Here is a 12543-nt window from a genome sequence, read left to right on the forward strand (position 1 = left end):
CAATAAGTCTCCAAGCACGTAGCAGCTTCACAAAACTCCTCTTACCAGTTGTGCATTCTTTTTCACATCGGTAATTTGAGCGCTCTCATCACTGGCCTCGTGACAAATAAATTATTTTCGTTGTGTTCTTTTCCGGTTAAAAGATGCGCCATTTAACAAAAACGAAGACTTTGATTAACAAATTTATGCTCAAACGCTCATTTTTAACGCTCGTTTGTTTTCGCAAACGTTTATATATGCACAATAGTATCGTGCTAGACAGGCAAAAATGATCAAAGGACTTTTAACATGACAACGAACAAACACCCCTCTCTGCTTGGAGAATGTTTGGCCGAGTTTATCGGTACAGGACTACTTATTTTCTTCGGCGTAGGCTGTGTTGCAGCCTTAGTTCTAACAGGCGCATCATTTGGACAATGGGAAATCAGTATTGTATGGGGCTTCGGTGTCGCCATCGCTATTTACTGTACGGCTGGCGTCTCTGGTGCACACATCAACCCTGCCGTTACCATCGCACTTGCTATGTTCCATGGTTTTGATAAGGCGAAAGTGGTGCCATACATTATCGCTCAAATGCTTGGGGCATTCTGTTCTGCTGCATTGGTATACAGCTTATACAGCAACCTTTTCACCGACTACGAAATCGCTCATAACTTCGTTCGCAGCAGCCAAGATGCACTAGCAACTGCTGGTATCTTCTCAACCTATCCGCATGCCTCCCTCTCTTTCTTTGGTGCTTTTGCTGTGGAATTCGTTATCACTGCTGTGCTGATGTTTGCGATTCTGGCTCTGGGCGATGAAAATAACGGCGCAGCACGTGGCGCAATGAACCCTCTATTGATCGGTATTTTGATTGCCGTCATCGGTGGTTCACTTGGCCCACTAACAGGCTTTGCGATGAACCCAGCTCGTGACTTTGGACCGAAGCTGTTCGCTTACTTCGCAGGTTGGGATTACGCTCTGACAGGTGCTAAAGACATTCCTTACTTTATCGTGCCTTTACTTGCTCCGATTGCAGGTGCATGTTTTGGAGGTTGGTTGTATCCAAAAGCGATTGCCGCTTACCTTCCACAACAAGGTCACGGTTGCACGATTCCAAACCAATGTGAGACGGAAGAAGAAACAGAAGAAGCTAGAGCTTAAAACTGACGTAACTCGAACATTTACTAAAATATAAATAACGAAACAAAAGGATTCTTACCATGACTGAGCAAAAATACATTGTTGCCCTAGACCAAGGTACAACAAGCTCTCGCGCAGTGATTCTTGATCATGATGCGAACATCGTAAGCGTCGCGCAACGCGAATTTACTCAGATTTATCCAGAAGCTGGTTGGGTTGAACATGATCCAATGGAGATCTGGGCAACACAAAGCTCTACCTTAGTAGAAGCTCTAGCTAAGTCTGGCATCCGTAGCGACCAATTAGCGGCTATCGGTATTACTAACCAGCGTGAAACGACCATCGTCTGGAATAAAGAAACAGGTAAACCCGTTTACAATGCGATCGTATGGCAATGTCGCCGTACTGCTGATATCTGTGAAGATTTAAAAGCACGCGGTCTCGAAAACTATGTACGTGACAACACTGGTTTGGTGCTTGACCCTTACTTCTCAGGTACCAAAGTTAAATGGATTCTGGACAATGTTGAAGGTGCACGAGAAGACGCAGAAGCAGGCAAGCTTTTGTTTGGTACTGTCGATACTTGGTTAGTTTGGAAGATGACTCAAGGTCGCGTTCACGTAACCGACTACACTAACGCATCGCGTACCATGCTGTTTAACATCAACGATCTATGTTGGGATCAAAAAATGTTAGATGAGCTTGGCATCCCAGCATCTATGATGCCAGAAGTGAAGCGCTCATCGGAAATTTACGGTAAAACCAACATCGGTGGTAAAGGCGGTACTCGTATTCCTATTTCTGGAATAGCAGGTGACCAACAAGCGGCGCTTTACGGCCAAATGTGTGTTGAAGCGGGTCAAGCGAAAAACACTTACGGTACGGGTTGTTTCTTGCTAATGAATACGGGCCAAGAAAAAGTCACTTCGACACATGGTCTTCTAACAACTTTGGCTTGTGGTCCTGCAGGCGAACCAGCTTATGCACTTGAAGGCGCCGTATTCATGGGTGGAGCTTCTATCCAATGGCTACGCGATGAATTGAAAATCCTAAACGGTGCAGAAGACTCTGAATACTTCGCGACAAAAGTGGATACATCAAACGGCGTTTATGTCGTGCCTGCATTTACTGGTTTAGGCGCTCCATACTGGGATGCCTACGCACGTGGCACGATTGTCGGCCTTACTCGCGGCGTGAATTCAAACCATATCATCCGTGCAACATTGGAAGGCATCGCTTATCAAACTCGTGACGTACTGGATGCGATGCAAGCTGACTCAGGCATTAAGCTTGCGAACCTTCGCGTCGATGGTGGTGCAGTAGCGAACAACTTCCTCATGCAATTCCAATCCGATGTATTGAACACAGAAGTACACCGCCCTCAAGTAACTGAGGTTACCGCTCTTGGTGCAGCCTACCTTGCCGGCCTTGCCGTTGGTTACTGGGATAGCATTGATGAGTTGCAGAATAAAGCGGTACTTGATCGCACCTTTGAGCCACACGATGATGAAGAAAAACGCAATCGTCGTTACAAGGGCTGGAAACGTGCAGTGAAATGTGCACAAACCTGGTCTGAACTTCACGACGAAGAAGATTAATCTCATCTCCATAAGAAAAAAAGAGCGCCATTTGTGCGCTCTTTTTGCGCTTTATCCCCGATTCCTGAACTCGCTTACTTCTCACAACGAGCAAATTCGAGCACAATAGAGCTTCGAATTTGAAGCATTGGCCGTTACCAATGCACAAGGGAGTGGTAAGTGAAGCAAATACCTCGACACCAGCAGATTGTTGAGCTGGTGAAAAAACAAGGCTATGTCAGCACGGATGAGTTGGTAGAAAGATTCAATGTCAGCCCACAAACCATCCGACGCGATCTCAATGAACTCGCCGATGACAACAAAATTCGTCGTTATCACGGTGGAGCCACTATTCCTCTCAGTTCTGAAAACACATCTTACAACACGCGTAAAGCGCTCAACTTCAATGAAAAAGATGTCATTGCAGACGAGGTAGTCAAACACATTCCAGATGGTGCCACACTATTCATCGATATTGGCACTACACCAGAAGCAGTTGCGCGAGCGCTCAATAAAAACCATAAACAGTTGCGTGTTGTCACCAACAACATCAATGTTGCGACCATTCTTTTCCCTAACCCTGAAATCAAAGTCATCTTAGCGGGTGGAGAAGTCCGCAGCAGAGACGGCGGTATTGTTGGCGAGGCTACCCTCGATTTCGTTAAACAGTTCCGTCTCGACTTTGGTATTCTCGGCATTAGCGGTATCGACTTCGATGGCTCGCTATTAGACTTTGATTACCACGAAGTCCGGGTAAAACAAGCGATCATTGACAATAGCCGTAGTGTATTTCTTGCCGTAGACCACACCAAGTTCGGGCGCAATGCTATGGTGAAACTAGGCAATATTGCACAGCTCAACATGATCTTTACCAATAAGCAGCCACCAGAAGAAATCTTGTCAATTTTGAAGGAAGCTTCTATCCCACTTGAAGTGGTTGAAGCTAACGAATCAAACTCCGAAAACGAGTAACGTCAATCGTATAATTCCCCCTCAAATGACCTCTGTCTTAATTAGACAGAGGTTTTTTTGTGTCTAAATCACACAAAACGCTCACAAACGAAAATAATAGATGATCACAAACGAAACCTGAGCTAGGATTACATTATGTTCTAAAATGCTCGTTCGCTCACCAAGAGGTCAAATTTATGAGTATACAAAATAATGCTTCCACTACTAGCTCATCCACTACCTTAGACTTGATCGTAATCGGTGGCGGCATTAACGGAGCTGGTATTGCGGCAGACGCAGCAGGCCGAGGTTTGAGTGTTGGCTTATATGAAGCAAATGACTTCGCATCTGCGACTTCTTCAGCAAGTTCTAAACTGATACACGGCGGTTTACGCTACCTTGAACACTACGAGTTTCGTTTAGTTTCGGAAGCGCTCGCAGAGCGTGAGGTTATTCTTCGTAAAGCACCACACGTCGCATTACCAATGCGTTTCCGTTTACCGCATCGCCCATTCCTACGCCCAGCTTGGATGATTCGTTGTGGCCTTTTCCTTTACGATAACTTGGGTAAACGTACGACGCTGCAAGGCAGTAAAACCGTCAACCTTGCGAAATCTGGCTTGCTAAAACCAGAAATGAAAACGGGTTTCGAATACTCTGACTGTTGGGTTGATGATGCACGTTTAGTATTACTGAACGTTCTTGCGGCTCGCGAAAACCATGCTGAAGTGCGTAACTACTGCCGTGTGGAAAAAGCACACCGTGAAGGTGGTATCTGGCATGTTACTATTCACGATGTGATGACAGACCAACGTTTCGAACGTAAAGCGAAAGCGTTAGTCAATGCTGCGGGGCCTTGGGTAAAACAGTTCTTTGATGATGGATTAGAGCAAGCCTCTCCTCGTAACATTCGCTTAATCAAAGGCTCGCACATCGTTGTTCCTCGTATCCACAACGAACCGCAAGCCTACATTCTTCAAAACAAAGACAATCGCATCGTATTTATGATTCCTTACTTAGATAAGTTCTCAATCATTGGTACAACAGATGTGGAATACAAAAGTGACCCACGTGAAGTGTCGATCTCAGATGACGAAGTCGATTACCTCATTGATATCGTAAACCAACACTTTGTCCACCAGTTGACTCGCGAAGATGTAGTTTGGACATACAGCGGTGTTCGTCCTTTATGTGACGATGAATCTGACTCTCCGCAAGCAATCACACGAGACTACACGCTAGAGCTCGATGCGGAATACGACCATGCACCTCTGCTTTCTGTTTTTGGTGGTAAGTTAACGACCTACCGTAAGTTAGGTGAAGCAGCAATGAAGAAACTTGCTCCGTTCCTACCTGAAATGGGTAAAGACTGGACGGCCAACCAAACCCTTCCTGGTGGTAACTTCAGCTGTAGTCGTGAACAATTAGCGAAACAAATTCATGCTAAATACACTTGGGCGCCAGAAGCATTGATTCTTCGTTATGTCACACAGTTTGGTACCCAAACCTGGAACTTAATGGAAGGCACAACAAGTGAAGCTGACTTAGGACAAACGTTCTCGGCACAAGCAGGTGGTGTTTACCAACGTGAGATCGATTACTTAATGAACCATGAAATGGCAATGACCGATGAAGACATTTTATGGCGCCGTACTAAGCTTGGTCTTTACATGAACGAGGAAGAAAAACAGGCCTTAACGGACTATTTAAAGAAAAAGCTACAACAGAAAGTGGTTAATCTTTCTCAAGTTGGCTAACAGCTCCCCTCCCTCCCCCACAATAAAGCCTGCTTAGTTGCAGGCTTTTTGTTTTGTTGTTTAAGCACAACACCTTGGTGCGCTCCACTCGATTGCAAATAAGAACAACTATTCATAGACATTTGGCGTTAAATACAATCATACTCATTTGAAAAATAATGCATCAATGACTTCAGAGTACCGTACTCAGAGTATTGCCTCTGTATGGCAATGCAATTCTCGCGAAAGAAGTATCTTGAGGTTATTTTGGTATCGGCTCAAACAAGGAAAAGAAAATGGGTTTTATGATTGAACATTGGGACTTCTCAACCCCAGAAGCAACTCAACAATCCACCACGGCAGAGCAAATTCAAGCTAAGCATTGGTACCATTGCGAACGGCTGCATCCTGATATTCGTGGTTGGCTGGAGCAAAACCAAGTACCTCGAGCTACGGTTGATCATCTATTAGCCGACGAAAGTCGACCATCTTTCCATCCTTTGGATGACGAGAACTTCATGTTGATTTTACGAGGCGTCAATATGAACGGCAATGCATCACCAGAAGATATGCTTAGTATTCGAATTCTCTACTTTCAAGGCGCACTCATTTCAACTCGTAAAATTCCATCACGCGCGATCATGGAGATTCGCCAAGCATTAGCGGAACACAAAGGCCCAAAAAGTCTTGCCAGTTTACTTCATCAGATCATTGAAGGATTAAACAGTAAAATAGACATTTACCTTGATACGATTGAAGAAACACTAAACCAGTTCGACGTGAATGATGAGTCGACGTACAAACATATGGCGACTCAAAAAGCACTGATTTCTATCAAGCGTTTTATTCGCCCTCAGCAGTACGCTATCCGTGATCTTGTGGAGTCAGAATCAGAATTGATTGCTTTGAGACCTCATCAATATCGCTTCGCACACAATAATATTACGCGCATAAATGAAACACTTGAGTTTTATCTTGGAGAAGTGGCGCTTTTCCAAGAAGAGATCAAACATCATCGTGATGAGAAAACCAATAAAAACAGTTACCTGTTTACTTTGGTAGCAACGATTTTTCTACCAACCAGCTTCTTAACAGGTTTACTCGGTATCAATGTTGGTGGAATGCCAGGCGTGGAATCCACCATGGCATTCACCTGGTTCTGCATCGCCTTAATTGTCATTTTTGGTCTAGAGTGGTGGCTATTTAAACGCTTGGGGCTCACGAATAAAGCGGACGACGAAGACGAATAAACACTAAACCTATAAAGAACAAAAACCAAAAGAGGAGCACGCGGCTCCTCTTTTCTCTACTCACATTAGAATCTTATCCGGGGTGACCATCCACACGAGGGGTCACAAGCATCACACCAAAGCGCCACACAAATAGCCCAAACGCAACAATCCATAATCCGCCGCTGATATCAATCCACAGTATCATGTTCGCTGGATCAAAGATCACGGCGAAACTGCGAACCAAAGCTGCCGCGGTAATTGCTGCAAACGCAAGGCTCATGTTTGGCCCTTTGTAGATCATGCGACCAGTATGTCCCATCGTCACCCGTGTAATCATCGCTAAAATCAAACCGCCTAACGCACCTATCGCAAACAGGTGAATGAGGCTATGGCTGGCAAATGCATCTCCCCAGACGCCTCGCAAAATTAAGCTTAGTGGTAAACACAAATACGCAGCATGCAGCGACCACACTAAAGGCTCGCTCAGGGTTAACCAAGGTTTCCAGCGAACAAAACGCACCAACTGAGCAACACCTGTAAATAGCATCAAAGGACTACCTAGTTCTGCAAACGTCACAGGGAAAAAGCTCAGCACAAATAGCATTACCAATGGCAAGTTCGCGAACCACTCTAACCAAGCCAATGGTTGCGCTTTTTCGAAATTAAATCGACGCGCAGTAAAAAATGGAATCACACGTCCGCCCATCACTGACAACAGCAAGGTAAACCACCACAGCATTGCTTGCCACACCGCTGAAGAGCTAAAGGGCGGCATACCTTTTATCGTTGCGTAGCTTGCAAAGTTCGCAAAGATGGCTAAAAGAAACAGTGGAACGAAAAACAAATTACGCCAACCTTTGGCTCGATACACACGAATGCCCACCTCATAGGCGACAAACAGTAAAAATACCGCTTCGATACTGCTGGTTAACCATAACGGTGCTGGTGTCCAAAGCAATATGCGGGGCACTAACCACAAGCCAAATAAAGCCAGAAGCATGTAATGCTTGGTACCATTAATGCCAGTCCAGTTTTGTACCGCGGTCAGTACAAAGCCAACTACAATGGCCATCGAAAAACCGAACAACATTTCATGTACGTGCCACCACAATGCAGGCACGGCTAATGCGTTTGGCTGTCCGCCTTGGAACATCCACACCCACAACGCAATCGCAACAATGGCGTAAATCGACCCAAACAGAAAAAACGGCCGAAAGCCTAATCGCAGCCATGCGGGGATTTTTTCTTCTACTTTTTTATCGGTGATATTCAGCATTATCTTGCCCTCAAGCGTCTCTCGATGCTGGTTAACTCAACTACATATTGATGCTACCATAAACATGTATAAAAAATACATGTTTATAATTAAGATTATACTTAAGAGGTAAAGTTGTGCTTCAGATGCGGGTTAGGTATAAACATGAGAGGCACAACTATCAGTTAAGGGATGCAACGACAATGTACATATTTGGCTATGGCAGTTTGATTAATTCTGCGTCGCGTAAGTTAACCGGACAAACGGGAGAAGCCATTCCCGTCATAGCACATGGGTTGGTTCGCTACTGGGGGAAGATTGACGACAGCTACAGCCTCTCTCCATTAGTGGTGAACCAAGGCGATGGACAGGTTAATGGCGTTTTACTCGAAGTAAATGAAGAAGCGCTCGCAGAATTCGACCGCCGTGAGCGAGGTTATCATCGTATTCAACTTCAGCCAGATCAAATCGAAACAGATGCGAGTTTTAACCAAGAACATGACATTTGGGTTTACGTAAAAGACGAGCCACTACCACCATGCGAAAAGAGCCCAATCATGCAAAGTTATGTTGATACCGTACTGGCAGGTTGCTTGGAAGTTTCCCACGCGTTTGCAGAGCATTTTGTGCGTCACACCATTGGCTGGCAACACGCGAAAGAAAATGACCGCCACCAACCCAAATATGGCAACCTTGCAGGCGTACAAGATCACCATTATGAGTTGATTGATAATCTAATAAAAAAAGGAGCCTAACGGCTCCTTTTTAGTATCTATGTTTGCTTACGCGAGCTTAAAACTTGTAATCAACACCAACGTACAGGCTGTCAAAATCAAAATCTTCGCTGCCACCGTTTTCGGCATCAATACTTACCGAAGAAGCACGGTAGCCACCAGATACAACCAAACCTGAAGCGAACTCATAACCAGCCTCAACACCGTAGTTAAAGCCTACATCACGACCATCATCGGTAACAGTGCTAGATGATTTCACTTCATAAGAAACACTCATTACACCAAGGCCAGCTATCGCACCAACATAGAAGCCTGTACCTGCAAATTGGTATTTAGGCTTCGCATTGAAATTGAACGCAGAAGCATCAACACTAAATTTAACCGGCCACCCCATGTAAGAAAATGTTTCTTCAAAGTCGCCAAAGTATATGTACTCACCTTCAAAAGCTAGTTTGAAGTTTTCTGAATATTGAAGCTCTTTACCTACAGCAAGGCTAAGACCTGTCGCAGAAAGATCTTTTGACAAGCTTTTAACTTTAAGATCTGAATTTACCAAATCAGCACCAACATACCAGTTACCTTTTGCTTGAACTGATGCTGAAGCAACCACTGCACCTAAAGCCAATAATGGCAATACTTTTTTCATTATAATTTCCTAATTTTTCATACTGTTAGACAGCTTTTAAAAGCGCGGAGATTATAAATAGAGTTGAATACTTTCCTATTGATTTGTTTATAAAATGAGACACAAAACATAAACATGAACAATAAAACGTTTGCTTGATTAAACTCTAAACAGCTCGAGTCCTATTAAGTACTAGAGTTACCACAAGTAGCAAGTTTCCAAACCAGTCGCGTTTTTCAGTATTTTTACAGCAATATAATCCTTACGTTTACGGCTTTATTTATTACTCAATAGAGTCTATTTCATGAAAACAATTTGGCTTGATATGATGATTTAAAGTGTTTAGGACTGTCTTACTAAAGGTTTGTGCATATCTAAGTAGCTGTTTAAAATAGTCAGATTATTGAGCTCACACTTGGGCAGTGCCAACGGGAAATTTACATGGCAAAGCTAAAAGATATCGCCATTGAAGCAGGCGTCTCACTTGCAACAGTATCGCGGGTTTTGAACAACGACCCAACGTTGAGCGTTAAAGAAGAAACCAAATACCGCATTTTGGAAATTGCAGAAAAACTGGAGTACCGCACCAGTAGCTCGAAGAAAGGCATCAAAGAAGCTAAGCAAAAACATCACTTTTTAGCCTTATATAACTACAAACAAGAAACAGAGGTGAATGACCCTTACTACTTATCAATTCGTCATGGGATTGAAACGCAATGCGACAAATTAGGTATTACGCTAACCAATTGCTATAACAGTGAAATTGATGTTGAAACGAAAAAGATAACAGGTGTCCTTTTAGTCGGAAATGTCGACCAAAAGGTAGTAGATAAATTACCTAAACGTCTAGCCGATAGCATTTGCTACATAAACTTTTCAGATCCAACCTGCCCTTATGATTGCGTTGATGTCGACCTTATTCGAATCAGTAGGCAAGTAGTTGATTTCTTTGTACAACGAGGCCACCGCCGCATCGGTTATATTGGCGGTCAAGACAAGCACGACGCAGCTGACACTCGTGAAAATGTGTTTTTGGACTATGGCTATCTAAAAGGCGTGGTCGCAGAACATGATATACACTATTGTGCCTGCTCTAGTTTGTCCGGTTATAACTTAGCGAAAGAGATGCTAGCCAAAGGTGACTTCCCGAAAGCAGTATTCATTGATTCAGACTCCATCGCGATTGGCATAGTACGTGCAATCCATGAATTTGGCTTAAAGATACCAGAGGATATTACGTTGATTAGTATGAATGATATTCCTACTGCTCGCTTTACCTTTCCGCCGTTGTCTACAATTCGTATTCACTCTGAGTTGATGGGAACTCAGGGAGTGAACTTACTGGTGGAAAAATACCGAGATGGACGCTTATTCCCTCTTCATGTATACGTGCAAACAGAGCTTAAACTACGTGGTACAACTCAATGATACCTTTTCCATTAATCTCTTTTATGAATTAAACCTGGAACATCCCCCCCTAACCCAAGACATTCATTTTGCACAATCAGTACTGTTTCGGTGTAACGCCGATAACTCAGCGGGTAGTAAGAAGTTCAACAACAAATCACTCTAAGCACCATGAGTGCCCCAAATGTTTATCATTTAGAGGTGATAGTCGAAGAAACCAACTCGCGTAGCCAAATGCCTTTGTCTTCATTGTTTCGGCTGGAATGCCACAGCATGGCAATGTCAAAATCCGCAACGGCGATCGGCGGCTTAACAGTAATGAGATCGTCCGAAAAGCCCTCCGCCAACGCCATTTTTTCTGGCACGATGGCAATGAGATCGCGCTTTTTCAATAGATGCCGAATAGTGAGAAAGTTGCGCGACGCCACGGTGACTTTGCGGCTCAAGCCATGTTCTGCGAGCTTTTGGTCTACTTGTGTCTTTAAGCTCCCATCGGGACTTACCAGAGCTTGCTCGATGTTCGCGAACGCTTCCAGAGACAGCTGTGTTTCCCCTTGCAATACCTGTTTATCACACATGCACACGTGTTTTTCGGTGTACAAGTACAAGCTCTCAAAGTTGTCATCCAACACCGGCATGCTGCCAATAATGACATCGAGCTTTTCATGCTCAGTTAGTGCCACGTAGTTGCTACGATTGACGTTAATAAAACTGATCTGCGCCTCTGGGGCGCGCTGGCGTATTTCGTCATAAAGCCGAGGAGCAAAAATAAACTCGGCATAATCCGTTAACCCGATGCGACATACACCCGCGTAATTTTCAGGTTGGAAGGCAGACTTAGTGAGCAAGTCTTTGGCGATAGAATCCAACAAGTGATGCACAGTTGGCGCGATGTGGTGAGCGTGCTCGGTGGGCTCCATCTTGTGCCCTTTTCGCTCAAAAAGCGGGTCGTCAAACAACAACCTTAAACGAGACAAACTATGACTCATCGCCGACTGGCTAACGTAACTTTTCTCTGACGCGACGCTAACGCTTCGATAGCGATACAAGTAGGAAAACGTCACCAATAAGTTCAAGTCAATGTTGCGCCACTGAATGTCCTCTTTCACTCCAATATCCTTATCCCATCTCATTCATAGATGAAATTAAAATTATCAATTTGAGTCATTTTATAGCATTCGATAAATTAGCAACAATGCTTTTTAGATAAACAGGCTCGACATGTTCACCATCTTCAAAACTTTTTTCTGGCTGGGTTGGTTCAGCTTCGGCGGCCCTGCGGCTCATATTGGTTATTTTCGCCAAACCTTTGTTGAGAAACTGAAATGGCTTGATGACAGCGAGTACGCGCAAATCGTCGCACTCAGTCAGTTTTTGCCGGGACCGGGCTCAAGCCAAGTCGGCTTTGCTTTAGGCTATAAACGCGGCGGTTTAGGTGGCGCATGCGCAGCATTTGTCGGATTCACTCTTCCTTCAGTGATCATCATGTTGGCGCTAGCGATGGTGAGCAGCCAAATCACCGACACCGCAGTGTTCCAAAACATCGTTCACGGCCTAAAACTGCTCGCAGTCGTCGTCGTGGCGGATGCAACCTGGGGCATGTACAAAAATTTCTGCCAAAGTAAACTGACCGCGGGTTTGTGCGTCGCGACTGCGATTGCGTTGCTGGTAGCACCAAGCATCATGACGCAAATGTTCGTGTTGATAGCAGCAAGTTTTGTCGGAATGCGATATCTGAAGAAAGACTCCGCGCCATCAGCCGAGCCGTTTAAACCGTCTATCGCGCCATTGGCTCTATTTGCGGTGCTTTTACTCGGCTTACCGTTAGTGGCTCATACTTTACCTTTGCTTGGGCTGTTTAGTGATTTTTTCCAAGCTGGTAGCTTAGTGTTTGGTGGCGGTCA

The 12543-nt window shown here is 44.5% G+C and carries 11 protein-coding genes; 8 read left to right on the top strand and 3 right to left on the bottom strand.

Translation table 11 applies throughout. The features are described from left to right. The first annotated feature begins 288 nt into the window (after positions 1-288). The 5 genes from IQR33_RS25440 to IQR33_RS25460 all read left to right on the top strand — a co-directional run bounded on the left by IQR33_RS25440 (position 289) and on the right by IQR33_RS25460 (position 6636). Positions 289-1143 (top strand): MIP/aquaporin family protein, encoded by an 855-nt coding sequence (locus IQR33_RS25440; protein WP_005380195.1) that lies wholly within the window; start codon positions 289-291, stop codon positions 1141-1143. A gap of 59 nt (positions 1144-1202) precedes the next feature. Next, positions 1203-2720, top strand: a complete 1518-nt coding sequence (gene glpK, locus IQR33_RS25445) for a glycerol kinase GlpK (protein WP_005380193.1) — start codon at positions 1203-1205, stop codon at positions 2718-2720. Between the two features lie 159 nt (positions 2721-2879). Continuing rightward, positions 2880-3671: a DeoR/GlpR family transcriptional regulator gene (locus IQR33_RS25450; protein ID WP_005380192.1), complete on the top strand. Its 792-nt coding sequence runs from the start codon at positions 2880-2882 to the stop codon at positions 3669-3671. A 176-nt stretch (positions 3672-3847) separates the two neighbouring features. After that, positions 3848-5407 (top strand): glycerol-3-phosphate dehydrogenase, encoded by a 1560-nt coding sequence (gene glpD, locus IQR33_RS25455; RefSeq protein WP_193844170.1) that lies wholly within the window; start codon positions 3848-3850, stop codon positions 5405-5407. A 275-nt stretch (positions 5408-5682) separates the two neighbouring features. Continuing rightward, entirely contained in the window at positions 5683-6636 is a 954-nt protein-coding gene (locus IQR33_RS25460; protein WP_005391702.1) for a CorA family divalent cation transporter, read from the top strand. Between the two features lie 73 nt (positions 6637-6709). Here the strand turns inward: IQR33_RS25460 and IQR33_RS25465 are convergent, their stop codons facing one another. After that, on the bottom strand, positions 6710-7894 hold the full coding sequence (locus tag IQR33_RS25465) for an NnrS family protein (RefSeq protein ID WP_017636003.1): 1185 nt from the start codon (positions 7892-7894) through the stop codon (positions 6710-6712). Positions 7895-8076: 182 nt separating this feature from the next. Here IQR33_RS25465 and IQR33_RS25470 point away from each other — a divergent pair, with 182 nt between their 5' ends. Further along, positions 8077-8628 (top strand): gamma-glutamylcyclotransferase family protein, encoded by a 552-nt coding sequence (locus IQR33_RS25470; protein WP_025768214.1) that lies wholly within the window; start codon positions 8077-8079, stop codon positions 8626-8628. Positions 8629-8665: 37 nt separating this feature from the next. Here IQR33_RS25470 and IQR33_RS25475 read toward each other — a convergent pair whose 3' ends face one another. Further along, the gene (locus tag IQR33_RS25475; protein ID WP_017820436.1) at positions 8666-9253 is read right to left on the bottom strand and encodes an outer membrane beta-barrel protein; all 588 of its coding nucleotides are present in this window, start codon (positions 9251-9253) and stop codon (positions 8666-8668) included. 420 nt (positions 9254-9673) lie between these two features. Between IQR33_RS25475 and ebgR the strand changes: the two genes are divergently transcribed. Further along, the gene (gene ebgR, locus IQR33_RS25480) at positions 9674-10660 is read left to right on the top strand and encodes a transcriptional regulator EbgR (protein WP_186584698.1); all 987 of its coding nucleotides are present in this window, start codon (positions 9674-9676) and stop codon (positions 10658-10660) included. A gap of 170 nt (positions 10661-10830) precedes the next feature. Here the strand turns inward: ebgR and IQR33_RS25485 are convergent, their stop codons facing one another. Next, positions 10831-11748, bottom strand: coding sequence for a LysR family transcriptional regulator (locus tag IQR33_RS25485; RefSeq protein WP_416222595.1), 918 nt, complete (start codon positions 11746-11748; stop codon positions 10831-10833). Between the two features lie 112 nt (positions 11749-11860). Between IQR33_RS25485 and IQR33_RS25490 the strand changes: the two genes are divergently transcribed. Continuing rightward, positions 11861-12543: chromate transporter (locus IQR33_RS25490; protein ID WP_193844171.1), on the top strand; the 683-nt coding region annotated here is incomplete at its 3' end.

It is taken from the genome of Vibrio sp. OPT46, from assembly GCF_015163535.1.
In the GTDB taxonomy this organism is placed as follows: Bacteria; Pseudomonadota; Gammaproteobacteria; order Enterobacterales; family Vibrionaceae; genus Vibrio; species Vibrio alginolyticus.